The 22,441-nt window shown below is 46.2% G+C and carries 26 protein-coding genes and 1 tRNA gene; 20 read left to right on the top strand and 7 right to left on the bottom strand.

The annotated features are described in order from the left end of the window. Positions 1–2 precede the first annotated feature (2 nt). The 6 genes from rsmG to AC50Y5_RS14310 all read left to right on the top strand — a co-directional run bounded on the left by rsmG (position 3) and on the right by AC50Y5_RS14310 (position 5,951). Positions 3–728, top strand: coding sequence for a 16S rRNA (guanine(527)-N(7))-methyltransferase RsmG (gene rsmG, locus AC50Y5_RS14335; protein ID WP_056036029.1), 726 nt, complete (start codon positions 3–5; stop codon positions 726–728). A 772-nt stretch (positions 729–1,500) separates the two neighbouring features. Further along, positions 1,501–2,322, top strand: a complete 822-nt coding sequence (noc, locus tag AC50Y5_RS14330; RefSeq protein ID WP_056036035.1) for a nucleoid occlusion protein — start codon at positions 1,501–1,503, stop codon at positions 2,320–2,322. A gap of 217 nt (positions 2,323–2,539) precedes the next feature. Continuing rightward, the gene (locus AC50Y5_RS14325) at positions 2,540–3,313 is read left to right on the top strand and encodes a ParA family protein (protein WP_056036038.1); all 774 of its coding nucleotides are present in this window, start codon (positions 2,540–2,542) and stop codon (positions 3,311–3,313) included. After that, positions 3,294–4,160, top strand: a complete 867-nt coding sequence (locus AC50Y5_RS14320; RefSeq protein WP_056036041.1) for a ParB/RepB/Spo0J family partition protein — start codon at positions 3,294–3,296, stop codon at positions 4,158–4,160. Before AC50Y5_RS14325 ends, AC50Y5_RS14320 begins: the two co-directional genes overlap by 20 nt. A 108-nt stretch (positions 4,161–4,268) precedes the next feature. After that, complete coding sequence (locus AC50Y5_RS14315; protein WP_494861554.1) at positions 4,269–5,441, top strand: aminotransferase class V-fold PLP-dependent enzyme; 1,173 nt, start codon at positions 4,269–4,271, stop codon at positions 5,439–5,441. Positions 5,442–5,468: 27 nt separating this feature from the next. Beyond that, positions 5,469–5,951, top strand: coding sequence for a DUF4446 family protein (locus AC50Y5_RS14310; protein WP_494861493.1), 483 nt, complete (start codon positions 5,469–5,471; stop codon positions 5,949–5,951). 29 nt (positions 5,952–5,980) lie between these two features. Here AC50Y5_RS14310 and yyaC read toward each other — a convergent pair whose 3' ends face one another. Then, positions 5,981–6,583 (bottom strand): spore protease YyaC, encoded by a 603-nt coding sequence (yyaC, locus tag AC50Y5_RS14305; protein WP_056036050.1) that lies wholly within the window; start codon positions 6,581–6,583, stop codon positions 5,981–5,983. A gap of 116 nt (positions 6,584–6,699) precedes the next feature. On the opposite strand from yyaC, the gene AC50Y5_RS14300 reads away from it, so the two are divergent. The 5 genes from AC50Y5_RS14300 to AC50Y5_RS14280 all read left to right on the top strand — a co-directional run bounded on the left by AC50Y5_RS14300 (position 6,700) and on the right by AC50Y5_RS14280 (position 10,335). Further along, complete coding sequence (locus AC50Y5_RS14300) at positions 6,700–6,939, top strand: putative Se/S carrier protein (RefSeq protein WP_494861491.1); 240 nt, start codon at positions 6,700–6,702, stop codon at positions 6,937–6,939. A 13-nt stretch (positions 6,940–6,952) separates the two neighbouring features. After that, positions 6,953–7,828, top strand: coding sequence for a mechanosensitive ion channel family protein (locus AC50Y5_RS14295; protein ID WP_494861489.1), 876 nt, complete (start codon positions 6,953–6,955; stop codon positions 7,826–7,828). Beyond that, positions 7,818–8,060, top strand: a complete 243-nt coding sequence (locus AC50Y5_RS14290) for a DUF951 domain-containing protein (RefSeq protein WP_494861487.1) — start codon at positions 7,818–7,820, stop codon at positions 8,058–8,060. The genes AC50Y5_RS14295 and AC50Y5_RS14290 overlap by 11 nt, the downstream gene beginning before the upstream one ends. A 213-nt stretch (positions 8,061–8,273) precedes the next feature. Further along, positions 8,274–10,193 carry an asparagine synthase (glutamine-hydrolyzing) gene (asnB, locus tag AC50Y5_RS14285; RefSeq protein WP_494861485.1) on the top strand — a complete coding sequence of 640 codons (1,920 nt, stop codon included), beginning with the start codon at positions 8,274–8,276 and terminating at the stop codon, positions 10,191–10,193. Between the two features lie 51 nt (positions 10,194–10,244). Then, positions 10,245–10,335: transfer RNA gene (locus AC50Y5_RS14280), tRNA-Ser, on the top strand. Between the two features lie 123 nt (positions 10,336–10,458). Here the strand turns inward: AC50Y5_RS14280 and cntE are convergent. Together cntE and AC50Y5_RS14270 are read right to left on the bottom strand one after the other, a co-directional pair. Further along, a complete protein-coding gene (gene cntE / locus AC50Y5_RS14275) occupies positions 10,459–11,658 on the bottom strand; it encodes a staphylopine family metallophore export MFS transporter CntE (RefSeq protein ID WP_494861483.1) in 1,200 nt (399 codons plus the stop codon). 514 nt (positions 11,659–12,172) lie between these two features. Beyond that, positions 12,173–12,355, bottom strand: coding sequence for a YjzC family protein (locus AC50Y5_RS14270; RefSeq protein ID WP_056036068.1), 183 nt, complete (start codon positions 12,353–12,355; stop codon positions 12,173–12,175). A gap of 259 nt (positions 12,356–12,614) precedes the next feature. Between AC50Y5_RS14270 and rpsF the strand changes: the two genes are divergently transcribed. From rpsF to AC50Y5_RS14235, 7 genes are all read left to right on the top strand, one after another. After that, entirely contained in the window at positions 12,615–12,899 is a 285-nt protein-coding gene (gene rpsF / locus AC50Y5_RS14265; RefSeq protein WP_046234581.1) for a 30S ribosomal protein S6, read from the top strand. Between the two features lie 38 nt (positions 12,900–12,937). Then, on the top strand, positions 12,938–13,489 hold the full coding sequence (gene ssb, locus AC50Y5_RS14260; RefSeq protein ID WP_056036071.1) for a single-stranded DNA-binding protein: 552 nt from the start codon (positions 12,938–12,940) through the stop codon (positions 13,487–13,489). An 18-nt stretch (positions 13,490–13,507) separates the two neighbouring features. Next, the gene (gene rpsR, locus AC50Y5_RS14255; protein WP_046234583.1) at positions 13,508–13,792 is read left to right on the top strand and encodes a 30S ribosomal protein S18; all 285 of its coding nucleotides are present in this window, start codon (positions 13,508–13,510) and stop codon (positions 13,790–13,792) included. A 230-nt stretch (positions 13,793–14,022) separates the two neighbouring features. Then, the gene (locus tag AC50Y5_RS14250) at positions 14,023–14,472 is read left to right on the top strand and encodes a MarR family winged helix-turn-helix transcriptional regulator (RefSeq protein WP_494861480.1); all 450 of its coding nucleotides are present in this window, start codon (positions 14,023–14,025) and stop codon (positions 14,470–14,472) included. A gap of 306 nt (positions 14,473–14,778) precedes the next feature. Then, entirely contained in the window at positions 14,779–15,438 is a 660-nt protein-coding gene (locus AC50Y5_RS14245; RefSeq protein ID WP_494861478.1) for a VOC family protein, read from the top strand. A gap of 95 nt (positions 15,439–15,533) precedes the next feature. Then, a complete protein-coding gene (locus tag AC50Y5_RS14240; RefSeq protein ID WP_494861476.1) occupies positions 15,534–15,923 on the top strand; it encodes a nuclear transport factor 2 family protein in 390 nt (129 codons plus the stop codon). A 123-nt stretch (positions 15,924–16,046) separates the two neighbouring features. After that, positions 16,047–16,808 (top strand): SDR family oxidoreductase, encoded by a 762-nt coding sequence (locus tag AC50Y5_RS14235; RefSeq protein ID WP_494861474.1) that lies wholly within the window; start codon positions 16,047–16,049, stop codon positions 16,806–16,808. Positions 16,809–17,284: 476 nt separating this feature from the next. Here AC50Y5_RS14235 and AC50Y5_RS14230 read toward each other — a convergent pair whose 3' ends face one another. Together AC50Y5_RS14230 and AC50Y5_RS14225 are read right to left on the bottom strand one after the other, a co-directional pair. Beyond that, positions 17,285–18,475 (bottom strand): MFS transporter, encoded by a 1,191-nt coding sequence (locus tag AC50Y5_RS14230; protein WP_494861472.1) that lies wholly within the window; start codon positions 18,473–18,475, stop codon positions 17,285–17,287. A gap of 64 nt (positions 18,476–18,539) precedes the next feature. Next, positions 18,540–18,818 (bottom strand): ArsR/SmtB family transcription factor, encoded by a 279-nt coding sequence (locus AC50Y5_RS14225; protein WP_056036077.1) that lies wholly within the window; start codon positions 18,816–18,818, stop codon positions 18,540–18,542. Between the two features lie 177 nt (positions 18,819–18,995). Here AC50Y5_RS14225 and AC50Y5_RS14220 point away from each other — a divergent pair, with 177 nt between their 5' ends. Further along, complete coding sequence (locus AC50Y5_RS14220; protein WP_494861469.1) at positions 18,996–20,360, top strand: MATE family efflux transporter; 1,365 nt, start codon at positions 18,996–18,998, stop codon at positions 20,358–20,360. 13 nt (positions 20,361–20,373) lie between these two features. Then, entirely contained in the window at positions 20,374–20,667 is a 294-nt protein-coding gene (locus tag AC50Y5_RS14215; protein WP_494861467.1) for a metal-sensing transcriptional repressor, read from the top strand. 88 nt (positions 20,668–20,755) lie between these two features. On the opposite strand, the gene modB is transcribed toward AC50Y5_RS14215, so the two are convergent. Continuing rightward, positions 20,756–21,430 carry a molybdate ABC transporter permease subunit gene (gene modB, locus AC50Y5_RS14210; RefSeq protein WP_494861465.1) on the bottom strand — a complete coding sequence of 225 codons (675 nt, stop codon included), beginning with the start codon at positions 21,428–21,430 and terminating at the stop codon, positions 20,756–20,758. Next, entirely contained in the window at positions 21,427–22,305 is an 879-nt protein-coding gene (gene modA / locus AC50Y5_RS14205; RefSeq protein ID WP_494861463.1) for a molybdate ABC transporter substrate-binding protein, read from the bottom strand. Before modA ends, modB begins: the two co-directional genes overlap by 4 nt. Between the last annotated feature and the right edge of the window lie 136 nt (positions 22,306–22,441).

Raw genomic sequence — 22,441 nt, 5'->3', positions numbered from 1 at the left:
CGATGGAACAGACGATAGAGTGGTTTCCAAAGCTGATGCAGGAGCGGGGAATAGCCTTATCCCAGCATCAGCTCGATCAGTTCGATACGTATTATCGCTTATTGGTCGAATGGAATGAACGTATGAATTTGACCGGTATAACAGAGCGTGAAGCCGTATATGAAAAGCATTTTTATGATTCGGTTTCCCTTTCTTTTTTTATCGATATGGAAGCAGTCAGCAAAATAGCGGATATCGGGTCCGGTGCAGGCTTTCCGAGCATTCCGCTTAAAATTTGCTTTCCGCATTTGAAAATTGTGATTGTTGATTCCTTGAATAAACGTATCCAGTTTCTTAATGCTTTAGCAGAGCAGCTGGGTATTGCTGACGATGTCAGCTGTGTTCATGGCCGTGCCGAAGATATCGGCAGACTGCAAGGCCATCGCGATGCATACGACTTGGTAACAGCAAGAGCGGTTGCCAGGCTGAATGTACTGAATGAGTTTTGCTTGCCATTTGTACGCAAGGGCGGTCTGTTCGCAGCGATGAAAGGTTCGCAAAGTGAGGAAGAGGTTCGGGAAGCGGGGACCAGCTTGAAGGAGCTGAAAGCTGCTGTTCGTTCCGAGCACAGCTTCACTTTACCATTTGAACAATCCGAACGGCATATTGTGCTGATTGAGAAACGTGAAGCCACTCCGCGCAAATATCCCCGTAAGGCGGGAACACCGCTAAAACAACCTATTTTATAAAGAAGATTTAAAGGATCCAATTTATAGATTTTAAGATTGAGGCAGATAAATGGAAATGGTAAGTTTAGGATGTTTCACGTGAAACATTGCTTACTATTTCCAAATTTCTGCTGTATTTTTATTTGGCATTCAAGGCTGTCAAGCAGGAAATACTTAGGCGCAAGTAGAAATAATAGAGAGAACAAATTAGCAGGATGCGCTGTATTTTTGCAGAGCAGCACACATTTTTTGAAATAGGAGCAGGCATAAGGTTTTGCTATATGCTGCTTATATTTTCTAGAATGAAACGCACCGCGCCGCCAAAGGTTGGAGACAGCCGATTCACCTTATTTATTAGCATAGATAAGCAAGGCACATAACATCTGCTAGCTGTTTCAAGGCGCAAGTCTTAAATCGTTAGTGGGGCAGATGGATTGTTTTCCTTTAAAAGGATAAGAATTTATAAGGTTCGCCCTTATAATTGGCTTATATTTCACCCTCGAAACGGCAGCTTTGCCGTCAGAGGACGACGCAGCCGTTTACGCTTGAAATATAGGAAAGTATATAATTTGGTTATCCTATCTCTATATTTCTCGGAATGAAACGCGCCGCTCCACCAAGGACGGAGACAGCCGTTTCACCTTGCATTCAAAATCATTTGTAGCCGTCTGTAAATTTTCCGATTGTCTCGATTGAAGTGGAACAGAATACAAGCAAGACTGTTATTTGGCAGCACATCTTTGAAGCTGGCTCTGCTGATGGGGCCGTTTCTTGATCGGGTGGTAGTGGATAAATGAAAGAACAACTTTCTCGTTTGTTTGGTTTGAATGACCAACGCAGCAACAATAATGAAGAGGTTAAACAAATTCCGGTTAATGAAATCGACACGAGTCCATTTCAACCGAGGTCGATATTTGATGATGAACGAATTGATGAGTTATGCCAGACGATTAAGACGCATGGCATTATTCAGCCTATCGTCGTGCGAATGCGGAACAACCGCTATGAAATTATTGCGGGAGAACGCCGATGGCGTGCTGTGACGAAGCTTGGTTATGATACGATACCAGGCATTATTCGTGAGTTTAATGACTCGCAGACGGCATCAATCGCATTAATTGAAAATTTGCAGCGGGAAAATCTAACGGCTATTGAAGAGGCTGTTGCTTATCAGAAGCTGATTGAGCTGCATCAATTGACGCAGGAAAGCTTGGCGCAGCGATTGGGCAAGAGCCAATCAACGATTGCCAACAAACTAAGATTGCTGGCACTTAATGAGGTAGTTAAAAGTGCGTTAATGGAGCGTAAAATTACCGAGCGTCATGCACGGGCATTGCTGGCTCTGCCTACTGAAGAGCTTCAGCTTCAAGTGCTGGAAGAGATTATTTCCAAAGAACTCAATGTAAAGCAAACGGAAATTCGGATTGCTTTCCTGAATGAAACGGTTAAAGCCAAAAAAGCGAAGCGGGTATCTTTTACGAAAGATGTTCGGCTTGCTCTTAATACGATTAGACAGTCTATCGAGATGGTGTCAGGCTCAGGCTTGCAAATTAAGACAAATGAGAAGGATCACGAGGACCATTATGAAATTGTGATTCACATTCCTAAACGTTAAGCGTATGATTCGTTAAAGGGGCTCGCAAATCCTCATTTGCATGTAGATACTATTAAATGCGATAATAGATTTAACTGCTGCCGTCCTCGCTGCTTGCTGAGGGCGGCGAATCCATTTATGCTAATATTACTACTAGGCGATGTCCCGCTACTGGACGGTTACCGCTTGTATTGCTTCTTTGTTAATAGCTTTTACACAGAGTATAGAGGTGAAAGACTTGTCTAAAATTATAGCAATAGCGAATCAGAAGGGTGGCGTCGGCAAGACGACGACATCAGTTAATTTGGGTGCTTGTCTCGCGACGCTTGGCAGACGGGTACTGCTTGTTGATATTGATCCGCAAGGCAATACGACTAGCGGAGTAGGTATTAATAAGGCAGATGTTGAAAGCTGTATTTATGATGTGCTTGTTAATGATATCGACCCACACGAAGCGTTGGCTGATACGAAAATTCCCGGCTTGAAAATTATCCCTGCTACCATTCAACTTGCTGGGGCGGAGATTGAATTAGTTCCAACTATTTCCAGAGAAGTTCGTTTAAAGAAAGCGCTGCATTTATTAAAGGATCAGTTTGATTACATTTTAATCGATTGCCCGCCATCATTGGGTTTATTAACGATTAATTCCTTGACTGCTGCTGATTCGGTCATCATTCCTATTCAATGTGAATATTATGCCCTGGAGGGCTTGAGCCAATTGCTGAATACGGTAAGATTGGTGCAAAAGCATTTAAACACGACGCTGCAAATTGAAGGTGTATTACTTACGATGCTTGATGCCAGAACGAATCTGGGCATTCAGGTTATTGAAGAAGTGAAGAAATATTTTCAACAGAAAGTATACCAGACGATTATTCCACGTAATGTGCGTTTAAGTGAAGCGCCTTCTCATGGACAAGCGATCATTACGTATGATCCAAAATCGAAGGGTGCAGAAGTATATCTTGAACTGGCGAAGGAAGTGATTACGTATGAGCAAGCGGCTAGGTAGAGGTCTGGATGCGCTTATTCCATCGCTTTCGGTAAACGATGATGATAAAGTCATTGAAGTTGCAATTACACAATTGCGGCCGAACCCTTACCAACCACGAAAAACATTTGATGAGCAGTCGATAAAAGAATTGGCCGAATCGATTAAGCAGCATGGTGTCATTCAGCCGATTATTGTTCGTACTGTAATGAAGGGCTATGAGATTATTGCGGGTGAACGTCGCTTCAGAGCTTCGCAGCTTTGCGGCAATACGACCGTTCCGGCAGTTGTAAGATCTTTCTCGGATCAACAAGTTATGGAAATTGCGCTGATTGAAAATTTGCAGCGTGAAGACCTGAATGCGATAGAAGTGGCGATAGCATACCAGAACCTCATGGACAAGTTCAAATTAACTCAAGAAGAGCTTTCTATGAAAGTAGGCAAGTCCAGATCGCATATTGCTAACTTTGTAAGATTGCTGGCATTGCCAGAGTCGATTAAAGATAATGTTTCACGTGGAACAATTTCCATGGGACATGCTCGGGCTCTTGCAGGCATTAAAGATTTAAAGGTGCAGCTGGAACTGGCTGAACTCATTATCAATCAAGGCTGGAGCGTACGTGAGCTTGAGGAAGCGATTCAAAAGCTTGAGTCACTTAAGGATGAGGACAGCAATGATGGCAAACAAGCGAAAAGCAAAGCGAAAAAACGTGATCCTTATATTGAAAGTTTAGAGGAGTCGCTCAGAGAACGATTCAAAACAACGGTGAAAATTAAGCAGCAAAAGGATAAAGGTAAAATTGAGCTTCAATATTATAATAAACAGGACTTGGAACGGCTTCTGGAGATGCTTCAATACATGGCGTAGTCTTGATAAGATAGCATACCCGAGGTGTAATCTTTGATCCTGAAGATTAAACTAAGGTATGCTATTGTTATGAGAAGACACGTAAGTGATGGTGGGAGTGGATGAATGATGAAGGCTAATGGTGAGGAAATCATTTATTTAGATCATGCTGCAACATCATGGCCGAAGCCTAACTCGGTTATTGAAGCGGTGCAGCATGCTATGATGCATGACGCGGCTAACCCGGGGAGAGGCAGTCATCGCATGGCTGTGCGTGCTAGTCGTGTGTTGTTTGATACACGAAAGCAGCTAGCTAAGTTGTTTAAGGTGAGAAACCCTAATGATATTGCCTTTGCAGGGAATACAACAGGCGCTTTGAATATGGCGATAAAAGGGTATATAAAAGAAGGCGATCATGTAGTTGCTACTGGGATTGAGCATAATTCCGTAAGACGGCCGTTAGAATTTCTAAAGCAGTCGCTCGGGATAAAGGTTACCTATGTTGAGGCAGATGAACAGGGGAACATAACGGTAGATCAAGTGCGAGATGCGCTTATGCCACAGACGACGCTTGTTATCGTAAGTCATAGCTCAAACCTGCTCGGAACCATTGTTCCTTTAGCTGAGATTGGCGAGCTAACCCGCCAAAGAGGTGTAAAGCTGCTAGTGGATGCGGCTCAAAGTGCGGGGATTTTGGAAATTGATGTTGAAGCAATGGGAATTGATATGCTGGCTTTCCCTGGACATAAAGGGTTGCTCGGCCCACAGGGCACAGGGGGCTTGTACATCCATCCGGAGCTAGACCTTGTCCCAATGCTGCATGGAGGAACTGGAAGTCAATCTGAGGCAGCTGAGCAGCCTTATGTGCGTCCGGATCGATATGAAGCAGGGACGCAAAACACACCCGGCCTGGCAGGTTTGAAGGCAGGCGTAGAATATGTTCTGAATGAGACGGTTCATAAAATCCATACTAAGGAATGGACACTTACACAGCAGATGATGGAGGGGTTATCCACGGTAGAAGGAATCAGGCTGCTTGGACCGAGGCTTGGGGAGCAGCGGACCGGCATGGTTTCTTTTGTAGCGTATGGCGTTGATCCTTCGGAGATGTCTTTTATTTTGGACCAGCATTATCAAATCGCTGTACGTGCGGGCTTTCATTGTACGCCGCTTGCCCATGCCAGTGCGGGTACGATGGCTACAGGAGCGGTTAGAGCGAGTGTGGGTTATTTTACAACGGAAGCGGAAGTGAGTGCGCTCGTTGATGCGGTGCGTGAAATACGTGCGCAATATAAAATTTGATTTATTTCTGGGGGCGGAAAGGTTTACATGAATGATTGGATGAACAACCCTTTATACGGTTTGTTGGCATTGCTGGTAGTGCTGCTTTTTATTATTTTAATTTGGGTCATAAGGCTTGGAAGAAGGCTTAAAAAATTACGCAAGCAGTACGTAGAGGTTATGGGTGATACGGGTATTACGAACATTGAAGAAGTCGTTATTGGGTTGAAGCAGGAAATAGCCGAGCATGCCAGGCATTCGAGAGTAGTAGAGGCGAAGCTGGAACAACTGGAACGGCGCCAGCTTGAGGAGAAGGGACGCTTGGGTGTTATTCGCTATAATGCATTCTCGGAGCAAGGAAGCGACCTTAGCTTCTCCATCGCGATTGTAAATGCGGCGCAAGACGGAGTCGTCGTGTCGAGTATTCATAGCAGGGATAGTGCATATGTGTATGCCAAGCCATTAGAGGCCGGACAATCAACGTATCCGTTAACACCGGAAGAGCTGCAGGCAATTGCTAAAGCGAAATAAAAAGGATGAGCCAAAAGCTGGAGACTGGATCATTCGGCTGATGCAGCTTGTTCCCTAGCCTGAAGCATAACACGATTGCTGCCCATTATAGCGGAGAAAAGGCTGAAAGCAATAAGGTCGGCCATCTTAATGACAAGATGCAGACGAGTATTTTGCAGCACGAAATATTCCATAAAACCGCCCACATTCACAATACCGGTTATGTGCATATCACCGACAGGCGGGAGCTCCTTATTAACGCCGGCGCCAGGGCGTACCGGACCCGTCCCGATATGAACAGAGCCGATGCTGGAAACTTGTCCTAAACAAGCATCGATGCCAATGATGAATGGATTGTGATGGTTTTGATGGATAAGTGCCAGTGTATCGGTCAAGTTCATCGCGTGAACCGGCTCTTCCAGCGTGCCGTATAAAGTAAAGTAAGGGCTGTTGTATTTTGCGAGAGAGGTTCCGATAATGGGGCCAAGCGAATCGCCCGTTGAACGGTCAGTGCCCACGCATACAATGATGAGCGGTCTGGCGCCTGCAAGCTCGTTGAGCATAAGGGAGAGGCGGTTTACGATTAACGTCATGGCGTTGGTATCGGTATGCGGAACTTTCAACGGCACTTCTTTCAAAAAAGAAAGTTTCATAGAATCCCTCCGTTATAGCTAATATGTTATCTAGTATATGGATAGGACAACCATTTTATACGTCATAAACCCACTGATTACGTTGCGTAAAAAGAGGGAGAGGAGAAAAGTGGCTTATGTTGATTGCTTTTGATTCCACACAGCAGGCGTTGCGAGCGGAAATGCTGCTCGAATATGCAGAAATTGAAATAGATATTTGTCCGACCCCTAAAGAGATTACGGCGGGCTGCGCCTTGTCCATTCATTTTCCAGAGGATGATTTAGAGACAGTGCAGCAGGTCATTGTGTCCGAGAAGGTTGAAATAAGAGGGATTTTTAAACCTATTCGTTCGGGATATGAACAAGTGAATCTGTAGGAGGAAATAGCTCTTGAAAACACTAAACATGTACAAAAACTTCATGGAGTGGTTGACGAATATAGAGACATGGCAGCGTTTCGGTGAATCTGCGATTCGCATAGCGCTCATTATTGTTATTACGCATTTGCTTATATGGATTGTCAACAAATCGATTGATCGTATATTATCAAATAAACAAACGAGTCGATTGCCGATGCAGACTAGAAGGATGGTCACGGTAGGACGGCTGCTCAAAAATATCGTCATGTACGCCTGCTATCTAATTGGCGGCATGCTGTTGATGTCGGAGCTGGGCATTCAGCTGGGGCCGCTGCTGGCAGGTGCCGGAATCGTCGGTTTGGCTATTGGGTTTGGCGCGCAAAGCCTGGTGAAGGACATTATTACGGGATTCTTTATTATTTTGGAGGATCAGTTTGCTGTAGGGGATGTCATTCAGGCTGGACAGTTCAAAGGGACGGTCGAGGTTATTGGATTGCGGACGACCAGGCTGCTGAGCTGGACAGGGGAGATTTTCATCATTCCGAACGGCATGATTAATGAGGTGACGAACTTCTCCTTGCGAAATTCTGTAGCCGTCGTGGACGTTTCGATCGGTTATGAGGAAGATGTAGATCGGGCAACGAGCATAATTCAAGCGACGGTCGATAAGCTGGAAGATGAAAATCTTGCGAAGCCGCCGGAGGTGCTCGGCATTCAGCTCATGGGCGCAACGGAAGTGAAAATTCGTATTATAGCGGAATGCTTGCCTAATACGCAGCATGCGCTGGCCAGAAAAATTAATTTGCAGGTGAAGAAAGCGCTGGTTGAGAACGGTATGGATACGCCGTATCCACGCATGGTTACCTATCATCGTGATGAGAGGAGCGGAGAAAGAAATGGAGCGTAAGCAATTTGAGCTTGGCGATGTCGTCCAGATGAAAAAACAGCATCCTTGCGGTTCGAATGAAATGGAAGTGATTCGAATGGGCATGGATATTCGCATTAAATGCGTAGGCTGCAAGCACAGTGTATTAATACCACGGGCTAAATTTGAGAAAAATATGAAAAAGGTGCTGCGTTCCACCGCTTCTGCTGATGGCGGGCAAGCGCCGGCCCAGACTGAGCCGGACCCCATTTAAGATCGTTTACGGAATGAATGATAAAGGGAATGAATGACCTCCAGCCTTATCGTTAAGGGCGATGGAGGTTTTTTTGTTGTTTTTCGGCACTTTCATTGTTTACAGCTTGGAAACAAGGTGGACGTCTTTCGGATACTTTTGCTCCGTATAGTATGTTTTGACATTAGAAATACTATATATTACCGATCAGGAGAGAGTGGAGGAAAGAAGCCGATGTGTGGAATTTCCGGAATCATCCGATATGGCAATGGAAGTGACCCAACGGATAGAGAGATTAGCAGCATGATGGAGCAGATGGGACATCGAGGTCCTAACCAATCCGGCATACAGCTTATGGATAGAGCTGGATTAGGCTTTAACAGGCTTTCTATTGTAGATATTGAAGATGGCGCCCAACCGATGACCAATGAAAATGGACAGGTTTGGCTTATTTTTAATGGAGAAATATACAATTATAAAGAGCTGAGACTCATGCTGCAGAGCAAAGGCCATCAGTTTCGCAATCGAAGTGATTCAGAGATCATCGTGCATCTCTATGAGGAATATGGTATAGACTGCGTGCACCATTTGAGAGGCATGTTCAGCTTTGCCATTTGGGATCGGGCGGAGCAACGGCTGTTTGCTGCGCGGGATCATTTTGGGATAAAGCCGTTTTATTATGCGCAGGAGGAGCACCAGTTTCTTTTTTCATCGGAATTAAAAGGGCTCCTGACTGTAAGCGGGCAAGCGCCGCATGTGGATTATGCCAGTATGATGCACTATTTGACCTTTCAGTACGTCCCTCAGCCGCAGACGATGTTTGAAGGGGTTCAGAAGCTGGAGCCGGGACATTTTATGCTTGTCGATCGGGAGGGCAGGGTAACCAAGCGGCGATATTGGGAGCCTGTTTTTGAACCCGAACAGCGGCCGATAGGCACGTTTATCGAGGAAATCAGAGCCGTGCTGCGCGATTCGGTGAAGCTGCATCGCCAAGGGGATGTGCCGCTCGGCAGCTTTTTATCAGGCGGAATTGACTCGTCGGCGATTGCGGCGTTATCGATGCAGGAGCAGTTAACGAAAACGTTCTCGGTAGGCTTTGCAGGAGAGGGTAATGAAAATGAGTATGCCCGGGCAGCGGCAAAGGCGATTGGCTCCATGCATGATGAGGAGGAAATCACGCCTGAGCAATTTTTTGCAAATACGCAGAAGGCAGTATGGCATTTGGACGAGCCCGTTGCTGATCCGTCAGCCATTGCGTTATACAGCTTATCTCAGCTGGCCGGGAAGCAGGTAACGGTCGTGATGTCAGGGGAGGGAGCGGATGAGCTGTTCGGCGGCTATGGCATCTATGGCGAGCCGCGCTCGTTGCGCCCTGTATCGTGGCTGCCAAACGGCATGAAGTCGCGGCTGCATCGCATGGTGGAGCGGGTTCCGCTCGCTTTTCGCGGGAAAAACTATTTGCTGCGGGGGTTCTCGCCGATTGAACAGCGTTTTTATGGAAATGCTAAGCTGTTCAATGAATCAGACAAACGACAAATCGCGCTGCTTGGCTCCGAGCGTTTGGAGGCGATGCTGCCCTCGGCTTCGCTGACAAGCGACGTTTATTATAACAGCCGCCATCTGGATGATCTGACTCGTATGCAGCTGATTGATATGAACTTTTGGCTGCCGGGCGATATTTTAACGAAGGCGGATAAAATGAGCATGGCGCATTCGCTGGAGCTGCGCGTTCCTTTTCTCGATAAAGAGGTGTTTGAGGTGGCCCGCAAAATTCCAGCCGAATACAAGCTGGCAAATGGCACGACCAAATACGTGCTGAGGGAAGCGATGCGAGGCATTCTTCCAGAGCCGTTATTGCAGCGGCCTAAGCTCGGGTTTCCGATCCCGCTGCGCAAGTGGCTGCATGGTAAGTTCGGGGATCAAATGCTGGAGCAAATTAGCGTTGTGCCGCAATGGTTTGATGTCCATGCTGCGCGTCTCATGCTGATGCAGCACCGGGAAGGCAAGGGCGATTACTCGCGGAAGCTATGGGCACTATATATTTTCGCAGTGTGGCATTCCACCTTTATTGGCGAATATCGCTATGGGCAAGCTCGCACGCAGCAAATGCAAATAGGGACGAATCGGCTGCATGCAAGCGGCATAAAAATATAAGAGGTTTTAGTTGCATCGGGGCGGCAAATATGATAAGATCTTCTTATATGCGGAGAGGTACCCAAGAGGCCCAAGGGGGCTGACTCGAAATCAGCTAGGCGTGTCAAAGCGTGCGTGGGTTCGAATCCCACCTTCTCCGCCATTCTCGCACATATGCGCTGTAACGGCGATTGTAATACTATAGAGTTGATATGAAAAGGCTGATTCCTGGTTGAAACGGGAATCGGCTTTTTTGGTTGTGCTTGACTTGAATGAAGCCAGCTCCTTAAGGGGCTGGCTTCACTTCCATCGTTCTTTTGGACAGGATAATAATAAGCGCCGCTGTAACTGACAATAGGGTACAGCACGTAAACATGGCAGGGTAGGAGCTGCTTTGCAGTAGAATGCCCATTGCGAATCCGCCAAGGGAAAAACCAAGATCGTAGGACGATAAAAAAATCGCCATCAGCACATAGCGGCTTTTCTCTGGCAAAATAAAAGAGAGATAGGTCGTCAGCGTCGGATAGAGCAGCGCCACGGCAAAGCCATTACATACGGCTGACACATATACAAATGCGCCTACGATGTCCAGCATGGCTAACAACTGGCTCCCAAGCGCAGCAGACAACAGCAGCCCGGCCATGAGCCACGTATTCCAGCTGCCATTGGACGGGATTTTTTTGCGCAAAACAAAGCGACAGGTGATGACGACCAGGCCCTGTATCGTTAAATATATGCCTGCATCCCCTGAGCCAGCGGCAAGCATAAATAGCGGAAGAAAGGTAGCAGTGGCTCCAAACACGCAGGAGGCCAGCAGCATAACGATGCTGCTAATGAGCATGGGCGGGCTTTTCCAAATCGTACCGAGTGATACAGCCATATCGCGGAGCGTATAGGTTTTATCCTGCAAGGTCCGTTTCGGAAGCGCCGTACGATAGAAAATGAGCAGAGGAACGGCAGCCAGTACGATCATCAGCAGGGCGAATAGCAGCTCGCTGTTGCTTTGCCATATTTGTAAAGCGGCGATCGGAATAACGAGTGACGGGACCATTGTAAATAACGTGTACATGGACAGCCCCTGGGCGCGATCTTTATTTTCCAACGATTCCACGATCCCCACCTGCATCGTCATGGAGAAAAAAGCCGTTATAGCTCCCTGTAGAGCTCTAAGCCATATGTATTGCTCCGTTCCGCTAACGGTATAAAGGAGAAGGAGGACAGCATGGGCGCAAAGCAGCCATTTCATAACGGAAAGCGGCCCATAACGTCCAATGAGCTGTGCAGCAAAGGGTCTGAGGAGCATGCAGGTAAACATATAGGCCCCCATAATTAAACCAATCTCCGCCTGATTCATACCCACCGCCTCGCTTCGGAGCGGCAAAATAATCGTTAAAGCAGAATTGGCGGCGAAAAAGAAAAAGGCCAAAACATACAAGCGAATAAAGGAAGCAGAGGAAGGATGCTGCTTCGTCGTTACAGAATGCAAGATAATACCCACCTTTGTGCAAATCAATTGCTGTGAATTATAATCCAAACCCTAAATTCCAAACCCTCAATTTCATACGACATACTCTGATTACTTTACCATGGAACGAGCATTTTATAATGAAAAAAATAAGCATGCAAAAAAGGAGCTCTTGCGAGCTCCTTCTCCTGACGGTGTTTGATCGATTGAGTACATTTTCACACTACTTTGCAACAGAAACATGGGAGCAATCACTGTTCAATCAGTACCAACGTTTCCGCTGCTGCGTATTCGTTAACTGACCTGTCCATTCTTTTGGCAGGCGGCATATACCGCTTTACTTTTGGAGATGGACAAGTGTGCGTGTGTTACGGACATTGTCTTTGGCACAACCCTCCGCTTCTAAAGCTCAGTGGACAAATTCCTCTTGTAGCAGCCCTTGCACTAAAAAGTCCAACGGAACCACACCTCTCTTCACACCGTCATAAATTAGAATGCCCACGCTGGGCGAAAGCTATACATGCGTTTTGAAATATTAGTGGCCCATTCGCTTCCATTTGCGTTCATGGTTCGTGTTGTCCGGGAAGCGCTGGCCTTTGCTCAGTTTCACCTTCTGCGGATTTTGAATGCCTTGGTGAAAGGAATTGACGCCATCCTCGATGTACGTGCCATCATTCGGCGCCTTATCACCAGCGGAAAACAACGTTCCTTCGCCCATCTTAAATTACCTCCTGTATATGATGTAGATTGCCACTTAAGCAGTTATGCCGTAATGGCATAAGCCTGCAAGCAGTATGAGTTCAGCTGCCCGCTACCTTAATATGAGCCGGGGGGCGGGCGTTCATGAACACCAGATAACGGGAGGAAATAGAAGCTTGTTTTTGGGCTATATATTTGGTATAGTTAGAGGATGCGAGTAAGAACCTCGCTCCTTGCTCCATTTATGGGGCCGTTAGTCCAAAAGGAGGTGAAACATAATGCGCAAATACGAAGTGATGTACATTGTTCGTCCTGATGTTGAGCAAGAAGCTCTTCAAGCTGTCGTTGAGAAATTTAATGGCATCATCTCCAATGGTGGAGAAGTTACGAAACAAGATGTTAGCGGTAAACGCCGTCTTGCGTATGAGATCAACAAGATTCGTGAGGGATACTACGTTCTGGTTCATTTCAACGGAACTACGGAAGTCGTTAACGAACTTGACCGTATCCTGAAGATTACGGATGAAGTTATCCGCTTCTTGGTCGTCAGAGACGTAGCTTAGTTGAAGCCAAGGATTGATCGATTGGGAGGTCAGAGACGATGTTGAATCGTGTAATACTTATTGGTAGATTGACGAGAGACCCTGAATTGCGTTACACGCCTGCTGGCGTTGCAGTAGCGCAATTTACAATAGCAGTTGACCGTCCGTTTACGAGCGGTCAGGGCGAGCGTGAAGCGGATTTCATTCCGGTAGTCACGTGGCGTCAGCTAGCCGAGACATGCGCCAACTACTTGCGTAAAGGCCGCTTAACAGCGGTTGAAGGTCGTATTCAGGTTCGGAACTACGAGAACAACGAAGGCAAGCGCGTCTATGTGACGGAAGTAATCGCTGACAACGTCCGTTTCTTGGAATCCAACAAGGATGCGGGCGGAGCGCGTGAAGATAGCGGTGGTATGAGCGGCGGAAGCGGTTCTTTCGGAGGCGGTTCTTCCTACGGTAACGGTGGAGGAGGCGGAGGCGGCTATAACAGCAACAACAACAGTAATAACAATAGCGGCCGCTCCAGTAACAACTCACGTAACGACAACCGTGATCCGTTCTCGGATGATGGTCGACCGATCGATATATCTGAGGATGATTTGCCATTTTAATTGAAAGGATGGATTCGAATGAGCTTTAAGCCAAGAGAAGGCGGAGACGGAGAGCGTCCAGAACGCAAATTCGGCGGCCGCAAAGGCGGACGTAACAAACGCCGTAAAGTTTGCTTCTTCACCGTGAACAAAATCACTAAAGTTGATTATAAAGACACGGACCTGCTTAAAAAGTTTATCAGCGAGCGCGGCAAAATCTTGCCACGTCGTGTAACTGGAACAAGCGCAAAGTACCAACGCCTGCTGACTATCGCGATCAAACGTTCGCGCCAAGTAGCATTGCTGCCGTACACTACAGAATAGATTTTTCTATTCGAAAGAAGTCTGCCTGAGATTCGTCTCGGCAGGCTTCTTTTAATTTTCAGTTTTGATTTATTCATACCCTATGTACGAAATAAGCAGGGCCCTAATCAGATAGTACACTTCTGGTCATTCATTTTCTTAGATAGCTAATTACTTGACAATGTTCTCAATTGAATATATGATTGCTACATCAACTGTTGATATAGCTACTATTTGCGAGGCGGGTGTATGTGACATTGTTTTCTGAGGACAAGATTGCTGGTTTTGATAATATTGGTATTTTTATTCATCAAATCGATTTAGCACTTTGTAACTATGCAAAGAATGAATTAGCTCCTTTCAATATTGCACCTGAACAGAGTTTGATCACGATGCTTCTCCGGAATGAAGACGGATTGACCCAAAAAGAAATTTCTCAAAAGCTGGATAAAGATAAAGCAGTTATTACGCGTATGGTCGATAGTCTTGAACAAAAAGGATTTATCCGGAGAAGCATTAGTCAAGGTGACCGACGTATACAAAACGTATATTTAACGGCAGAAGGAAAGAAAAGTATGGACAATGTAATTCGAATTTCTGAAGAAATTAATCGGCTGATATGTAAAGGAATTTCACCTGAAGAGATACAGGAAGTGATAAGAATTCTTTCTAAAATGCGTCAGAACATCCAACAGATTTAACGCATTATAAGCCTATTAATTGTATCACTTAATAGGTTTATGTCACGCTAGGAGAGAAACAATTTTCTTCACGTTTAATGGTTGTTTAAATAAAATAACTATTAAACGTGTACCACTTTCTGGCCAGCAAATATATACCCATATCAAATAGTTGCTATATCAACTTTTTTTCTGCATATTAAAAGTAAGTGTGTAGGAAAAAATGATGAATTTCATAAGCGTGTTGTTGTAAAGCTTTATTAAAAAATCACCAAATATAAGGTGAAGCAACAGAAGAATTTACAGTAATAAAAGGAGGAAGCAATTATGAATGAAGGAAAAGCATCTATATCCAATCAGTTGCATCAGGCTGGCGAAGTGGTAATCGCCCCAAAGCTCCATCATATCGCCCTTAAGACGAACCAATTTAACGAGATGTGTGACTTCTATCGGTCATTATTAAACTTTCGTCCTACATTGGAAGTAGAGCAAGTCGTGGGCTTTTATACCTTTGACTTAGTACACCATCGATTGGTTATCTTTAACGACCCGTCACTAAGTTCGGAAGCGCAAGCTAGTAAGGGAATACACCATATAGCTTATGCATACGACACCGTTGATGATTTGATGCGTGTGTACCAGCATTTGAAACGCAACAATATTCATCCGTTCATAGCGGTGAATCATGGTCCGAACACAGCACTCTATTACCAAGATCCTGATTGCAATATTATCGAGTTAGAGTTCGACAACTTTGCTCCGCAAAAAGGACTGGAATTCATGTCGAAAATGCAACATAATCCTGATCTCTTTACATCCGATCCTAAAATAATGTTTATGCCAATCAATCCAGAAACCTACCTGAAAGCATGGCAGTCAGGAGCAACGCAGGCAGAACTGCATGAACGTTCTTATGCAGGCGAGTTCATCGAAGGTGCTCAAAGCCAACCACTTCCACCAGGTTTTAATCCTGCAGAACCTAAATAATGTATGCTTAGCATGCCTTATAAGGACCGAATTCATCAACATAAAAAGAATTGCAACTATTATCACCCACATAATCACAAAACGGAGGATTGTCCATGAAACCATCTAACAATGACATCGTTGAGGTTAACCAGCTTTTGTCCCTTTGGGGCCACTTAGTAGACAAACGTGAATGGGATCGGTTTGGTGAGGTCTTTACCGATGATGCCTTTTTTGACTCCAGTGTATTTGGATTTGCACCTGCTTTCGGCATTGATGCCATTCGGGAAATGTCAAATCAGGAAGGTCACGCTCGAGCGCATCATTTGACGAACGTATATGTCATAGATGGCCCCGGAGAAGACCTCATCGCAGAATCGAAGGGCCTTGGCATCCTGTCAGATGGGGCGATTGCTAGTGTCACCTATTCCGATACGCTTCGGAAGACACCCTTAGGCTGGCGCTTGGCTAGCCGAGTGCTGAAAATTCAACCGATCTTGAAATAACGTATGCTTAGCATGCCTTATAAGGACAGAATCCATCAACATGTCATGAAATTGCGAAATTTTTATTGTTTTTAGGTTTTGATCAATAAATTGTTTATTAATAATAAATCAGGGGGGGACAAAATGAAGCTTACAGGAAACACGATTTTTATTACAGGCGGCGGTTCGGGAATTGGACGTGCGCTAGCAGAAGCTCTCCACAAACTTGGAAACAAAGTGATTATCTCTGGTCGGCGTAAAGAACGTCTGGAGGAGACGATCAAAGCGAATCCCGGCATGTCCGCAGTGGAGTTGAATGTACAAGATCCTGCCAGCATAAAGGCGGCCGCCAAGCAGTTAATCGAAGAATACCCGGATTTAAATGTCCTGTTTAACAATGCCGGCATCATGCTGTTCGATGATGCGGCGGGCGTGGTCGATGAAGAAGTTTTGGTTTCGACGGTCACGACAAACCTGCTAGGGCCAATTCGTATGACCTCTGCATTGATCGAGCATTTGAAGTCTAAAGAAGAAGCGGTTGTCATCAACACGACTTCGATACTTGGATTTGTGCCACTAGCGGCGAACGCTGTATACTGTGCGACGAAGGCAGCTCTTCATACCTATACGCTATCCCAACGGTACATGCTTAAAGACACATCGGTAAAAGTACTGGAAATTGCGCCACCATGGGTTCAAACGGATTTGCTGAATAGCAACGATGAACCGCGTGCAATGCCACTTGCGGCATTCATTGAAGCAACGATGAAGGTACTTGGCACGGATACAGACGAAGTTCTGGTGGACGAAGTGAAAGTGTTTCGAAGTAACCCTGGCCCGAACGAAGGCGTTTTGGTGACCCAGTTTAACGATATGATGAACTCTGAACCTCCGAAGAGTCATTAATCCACCTATTATTAAATTAACTAAAAATTAGGAAAACAAAAAGTAGATAGACCTTTCTATCTACTTTTTGTTCATTATATTGCAACATGCTCGTGACTGCATTCATTTTTCTTCCTTGTTTAATTCGATTTTATAATCGCAATTTAATGTTAGCCTGACCGGTTTGGTATCGGTTAGGCTTTCAATTTATTTATATTCAGGACATAATTGACTATATCCTGCTTTAATTATCCAATATCCTATCGGTCATTCAGCAAAAAAGAGAATTTAATAGGCTTCTTTTTATGCTTATTTACGATGGCTGATTCAGGCAGGCAAGCTGAAAAACGGCAAAAAAATAGACCCACAGCGTGGGTCTAAACATTTATATTAATTAAAAGGGGGGTTGAGTACTAGTATAGAGGTTGTTTATTAAAGCAAGATGAAGAGAACTTTGCAAATACATTACTAATCATTGCAAGTCATTTCATGTCAACTCAAGCCTGTGGAGCGACACTAGGAACGGTTGCTGGCTCGCGGTTGCTGGTCAGCTTGCGTGAAAGGACAATCAGAATCACAGCGAGCAAGACGCCGGATGCGCCAATCCACGTAATGCTAGGCAAGGAGACTTTGGCGACGATTAGTCCGCCTGCGCTTGCCCCAACTGCCATAGCGAGCTGCAGCACGGAAGTGTTCAGACTCAGCATAATGCTCGATGCGCTTGGCGCAAGCGTCAGCAAATTGTATTGCTGTGTAGGCCCGGATGACCAAGCAGCAAATGACCATAGCATAAGCAGCGGGAAAACAATAGCCGAGGAGCTGGCACTGAAGGAAATGAGCAGCAGGGCAGCGGCATGAACAAGCATGCCACCCATTAATGTACGCTTCACGCCCCATTTGTCTGTGCTGTAGCCGCCTAGCTTGGAGCCGATCAGGCTGGCTACCCCAAATCCGAATAAGGCGATGCTTAGTGTATTTTCGCTCATAGCGGTCACTTGCAGGAGGTAGGGCGATATATACGTATAAGGAATCGAGTAGCCGACTATCCATAGAAAAGTGACGCCTAAAGCAGCAGCAATTTTTGGTGTCTTAAGCAAGGCTAGCTGCTCGCGCAGCGGTACAGAAGGCTCGCCATCGTATCGCGGAATGGCAAAGACAATCATAATGATGGCAAGCAGTCCGAGCACGCCAATGCCACCGAAGACGCTTTTCCAGTCATAAGATGCGGCTACCATACGGCCGATCGGAATTCCGATGATTAGCGCGGCAGTAAACCCGGTGACGACGGTGGCGATTGCGCTGGCCTGTTTGCCGGGAGCGGCCATTTTTGCAGCAAGCGTTAGTGAGGTTACGACGACGACGCCTGCTCCAAGCGCCATAATGATGCGCGCAGCGATGAACAAGCCGAAGCCTGGCAGAGCAATGGCAAGCAAGTTGCCAAGCACAAAGACAAACATCGCGTAAAGCAGCAGCTTGCGCCGTTCAATCCGTCCCGTCAGGGCCATCAGAATAGGTGTGCCAAGCGCGTAAGTAAGCGAGAAAAAGGTAATGAGCTGGCCGGCGGCACTGACCGATACGCCAATATCCTCCGAAATTTTATCCAATATCCCAGCAATGACATACTCCGATGTTCCAACCAAAAAACTAATTAAGGCAAGCAAATAAATTTTCAATGTGTTCGATAGCATGATGATAGTCCTCTCCACTTATATTTCTATATTTCTAAAAATATAGAAATATAAACTAAAAAAATTATGCCAGCAAATAAGGAGCGTATTTCTGTATAACGTCCATATCCGGGCTGTAGTAAATAAACGTGCCTTCCTTGCGCATTTTTAACAGGCCGCATTCTGATAGCTGCTTCAAATGATGGGAAAGCGTAGAGCTTGCAACCATTTCTAATTGCTGTCCAAGCGTGCTGCAGCACTGATCAGGCTGCTTGGCAAGCAGTTGGGCGATTTTGAAGCGGGTCGGTTCTCCGAGCGCTTTATAAACTTTAACGGCTGCTTGAATGGCTTCCTGCTCCTCCATGCGTAGTCCCTCCTCCATTACTATTTCTATATCTGTAGAAATAAGGCTAACATACTGGCCCCTGATTAGTAAAGCTTTAATTTCAGGATATGCTGAGATGAGATTTTCTTTGTTATATCCCCCATAGGGGGATATAATGAGGGGATTAAGCTTAAAGGATCAGGGGGCTGGGATGCCATGCTGGAAGCTCAACAGGCCGGAATGACAACACGGCGGCAAAAAATAAAAATCATATTAGCGCTTGCTGTGCCGACAATGATTGAGAACTTTTTGCTCACGATAGTTGGATTTATCGATACATTATTTGTTTCTAGAATCGGTCTGAATGAAGTAGCTGCCGTTGGGGTGGGCAACACGGTTATAGCGGTCTATATTGCGCTATTTACAGCTTTAGGAATTGGCACCTCTTCACTAATAGCCAGAGCAGTAGGCGCCGGGGATTTCACTAAGGCTACGGCCATAGCCAGGCAGTCGACATGGATATCGGCGTTTACAGGCTTAGCATTAGGCATTGTAAGCTTATTTTTTGCGGAGTCCATTTTGCGTTTAATGGGGGCAGCTCCAGATGTTCTGGCACAGGGGGTTATTTATTTTCAAATTGTTGCGGTGCCTTCCTTGTTTATATCGCTTATGGCGATCTTCGGAAGCATTTTGCGTTCTGCGGGCAATACAAGAGCGCCGATGATTGTTGGCATATGGGTCAATCTCATTCATATCGTGTTGGATTATGTACTCATATTCGGCATTGGCGGCTGGGAAGGCTGGGGAATTGCCGGAGCAGGCTGGGCGACGTCCATTGTCCGCGTCATTGGAACTGTGGTGTTGTACAAATACATACAGCAATCTAAGCTTTCTTTTTCCCTATTGAAAAAACAATCTGTGCAGAGCTACACATACCCGCTATTAAATTTATCATTACCGGCTGCGGCAGAACGGTTGATTATGCGTGTCGGACAAATGTTTTATTTGGGCCTCGTCATTCGAATAAGTACCGAAGTATACGCTGCGCATTTAATAGCAGGCAATGTGATTGCCCTGTCTTATCTGCCGGGTTATGGCTTGGCAGTAGCAGCTACAACGCTGGTTGGCCAGCAACTGGGGGCGGGGCGAACGCGGGATAGCTATGAATATGGGCTGCTGACGGCGTGGATAGCCGTAGTGTTCATGACCATAATCGGCATCGTTTTCTGGCTTGGATCAGGTATAGCGGCAAGCTGGTTTACGGGCGAGACCGTCATCGTTGAAATGGTCCGCACTGCGCTCGGCATTGATGCATTTGCCCAGCCGTTTCTGGCGATGAGTCTAGTCCTTGCAGGCGCTCTTCAAGGGGCAGGCGACACGAAGAGTCCAATGTATAGTACAATCATTGGTATATGGGGAATACGAGTGCTCGGCATTTATGTGCTGTGCTTGCATTTTCAGATGGGCATCGCAGGTGTCTGGCTGGTCAGCGCGATTGATCAACTGATGCGCTCCATTTATTTGATGCAGCGCTTCAAGTCTCGGATGAATGCGAAACAGACGATCGTTCAAGTCGAGTAGAGGGGGATGTGCATTGGAGCAGGATCATACACACACGCATATGCATGAGCATAAGCATCGCAAACAAATTATTAATCGATTGGCCCGTATTGAGGGGCATGTTCGATCCGTGAAGGAAATGACGGCTGACGGGCGTGACTGCTCTGATATTTTGCTGCAGATTGCAGCGGTGCGCAAGGCGCTCGATAATGCGGCCAAGCTGCTGCTGAAGGATCATCTGGAAAGCTGTGTGGTGGATGCCATTCACAATGGGGAGAAGAAAACGCTGGAGGATTTAAATAAGGCGCTGGAGCATTTTATACGCTAGATAAAGCTTGCTGCAAAAGGTAAAAACAAGCCGTGTTTCTCTGCTGCAGAGAAACACGGCTTGTTCTATGTTTTTTTATTCTAAACAGCTATTCAGTCTTCCTGCGGGTGAGCGCCAGCATAAGGAACGAAATCAGAACGATGGCAATCGTCCATGCCCAAGCCATCGTCATGTTGCCACCGTCTACAGCGACGTAGATCGCGGTTGGCACCGTCTGGGTAACACCCGGAATATTGCCAGCAATCATGAGTGTTGCCCCGAACTCGCCGAGCGCTCTGGCGAAGCCGAGTATATAAGCGCTGATGAGAGAAGGCCATACAAGCGGCAGCGTAATGTAGCGAAAAATCTGCGATTCATTGCCGCCCATAGAGCGGCCCGCATCCTCTAAATTACGATCTACTCCTGAGAAGCCAACCTTCATCGTCTGGTAGACGAGGGGGAAGGCAACGACTATGGAGGCGATAACCGCCGCCCACCAGGTGAAAATGACTGGAGCATGAAACACCCACTCGATCAGCTTGCCCATCCAGCCTCTGCGGCCGAGCAGCACAAGCAGCAGAAAACCAACGACCGTCGGCGGCAGTACAAGCGGCAGCATAAATAATGTTTCAAGCAGCAGCTTGCCTTTGAACGTTGCTTTCGACATCCATCTTGCAATAAGGACTCCAAGCAAAAGGGTTACGACACTCGATAGTAAGGCAACCTGTAGAGAAAGCCGGATCGGCGTCCAAAATGCGGGCCAATCTATGCCTGCCCCAATCATTTCGCCGCGGAGAACCCGTATTTAGTAAATACGTTCATGGCATCTTCGGTTTGCAGGTAAGCGTATAAAGCTTCCGCTTCACTTTGATGCTTCGTTTCTTTCACAATACCGATTGGATATACAATTGGCGTATAAGTTTCTGGATCAACAGCAGCAGCGATTGTCACTTTATCGGAAGTCAGTGCATCTGTACGATAGACGAAACCGGCGTCTACATTTCCTGTTTCTACATATTGCAGCACTTGGCGCACGTCTTTCGCTTGGACAAGCTTGGATTGCAGGCTGTCCCACAGCTTAGCGTTCGTCAAAGCTTCCATTGCATAGTTGCCAGCAGGCACGCTCTCTGGAATACCGATTGCGATTTTGCCAAGGGTATCTTGGCTGAGGTCGGCAATAGCGGCTACTTCCACTTTGCTGTCAGCTCCCGTTACAATAACGAGTTCGTTAGCCAGAAGTTTTATTTGCTGGTCTTCCGCAATAAAGCCTCCTTCAACGAGTGCTTTCAGGTTTTTGGAAGAAGCAGAGAGGAACAGGTCAGCCGGGGCGCCTTGTTCTATTTGCTGCTGCAATGCGCCGGATGCGCCGAAGTTGAAGTTTAAGGAAATAGATGGATTCGCAGCTTCATAAGCTTGCTTGAGTTCTTGAAGGGCATCGGTCAAGCTGGCAGCAGCAGAGATCGTTAAATCTACTTTCTCGGCAGGTGCAGGAGCCTCGCTCGCCTGCGGAGATGCCGATTCTACAACAGCAGCGCTGGGACTGCTTGCGCTTGTGTCTAAGGCAGCCGTTCCAGTATTGTTCGCCCCGCACGCCGCGCATACAAGCAGCACAGCCAACATGAAAAATAGTGCAGCAGGTTTCTTGAAAGGTGTAAGCATAAACTCTCCTCCAAATATAGTTTATTATATCTATTTATAACTAAACATCATTATAGACTGGTGTCAATTCGACTGTAAAGTGAGATGGGAGGTTTGAAATAGATTATGCTACAATTAAAGGTATGAAAATAATAAC

This window comes from Paenibacillus sp. JT22N7 (assembly GCF_059383875.1).
Note: the sequence above shows the minus strand (reverse complement) of the source record. Positions and strands in the feature narration are given on the sequence as shown.

Coding starts and splice junctions, on each gene's coding strand:
- AC50Y5_RS14245 (WP_494861478.1), top strand. CDS start 14,779: ATGAATGAAGGAAAAGCATCTATATCCAATCAGTTGCATCAGGCTGGC.
- AC50Y5_RS14220 (WP_494861469.1), top strand. CDS start 18,996: ATGCTGGAAGCTCAACAGGCCGGAATGACAACACGGCGGCAAAAAATA.
- AC50Y5_RS14235 (WP_494861474.1), top strand. CDS start 16,047: ATGAAGCTTACAGGAAACACGATTTTTATTACAGGCGGCGGTTCGGGA.
- rsmG (WP_056036029.1), top strand. CDS start 3: ATGGAACAGACGATAGAGTGGTTTCCAAAGCTGATGCAGGAGCGGGGA.
- modB (WP_494861465.1), bottom strand. CDS start 21,430: ATGATTGGGGCAGGCATAGATTGGCCCGCATTTTGGACGCCGATCCGG.
- AC50Y5_RS14225 (WP_056036077.1), bottom strand. CDS start 18,818: ATGGAGGAGCAGGAAGCCATTCAAGCAGCCGTTAAAGTTTATAAAGCG.
- rpsR (WP_046234583.1), top strand. CDS start 13,508: ATGAGCTTTAAGCCAAGAGAAGGCGGAGACGGAGAGCGTCCAGAACGC.
- AC50Y5_RS14315 (WP_494861554.1), top strand. CDS start 4,269: ATGAAGGCTAATGGTGAGGAAATCATTTATTTAGATCATGCTGCAACA.
- noc (WP_056036035.1), top strand. CDS start 1,501: ATGAAAGAACAACTTTCTCGTTTGTTTGGTTTGAATGACCAACGCAGC.
- asnB (WP_494861485.1), top strand. CDS start 8,274: ATGTGTGGAATTTCCGGAATCATCCGATATGGCAATGGAAGTGACCCA.
- AC50Y5_RS14320 (WP_056036041.1), top strand. CDS start 3,294: ATGAGCAAGCGGCTAGGTAGAGGTCTGGATGCGCTTATTCCATCGCTT.
- yyaC (WP_056036050.1), bottom strand. CDS start 6,583: ATGAAACTTTCTTTTTTGAAAGAAGTGCCGTTGAAAGTTCCGCATACC.
- AC50Y5_RS14300 (WP_494861491.1), top strand. CDS start 6,700: ATGTTGATTGCTTTTGATTCCACACAGCAGGCGTTGCGAGCGGAAATG.
- modA (WP_494861463.1), bottom strand. CDS start 22,305: ATGCTTACACCTTTCAAGAAACCTGCTGCACTATTTTTCATGTTGGCT.
- rpsF (WP_046234581.1), top strand. CDS start 12,615: ATGCGCAAATACGAAGTGATGTACATTGTTCGTCCTGATGTTGAGCAA.
- AC50Y5_RS14310 (WP_494861493.1), top strand. CDS start 5,469: ATGAATGATTGGATGAACAACCCTTTATACGGTTTGTTGGCATTGCTG.
- AC50Y5_RS14270 (WP_056036068.1), bottom strand. CDS start 12,355: ATGGGCGAAGGAACGTTGTTTTCCGCTGGTGATAAGGCGCCGAATGAT.
- AC50Y5_RS14230 (WP_494861472.1), bottom strand. CDS start 18,475: ATGCTATCGAACACATTGAAAATTTATTTGCTTGCCTTAATTAGTTTT.
- AC50Y5_RS14290 (WP_494861487.1), top strand. CDS start 7,818: ATGGAGCGTAAGCAATTTGAGCTTGGCGATGTCGTCCAGATGAAAAAA.
- AC50Y5_RS14240 (WP_494861476.1), top strand. CDS start 15,534: ATGAAACCATCTAACAATGACATCGTTGAGGTTAACCAGCTTTTGTCC.
- ssb (WP_056036071.1), top strand. CDS start 12,938: ATGTTGAATCGTGTAATACTTATTGGTAGATTGACGAGAGACCCTGAA.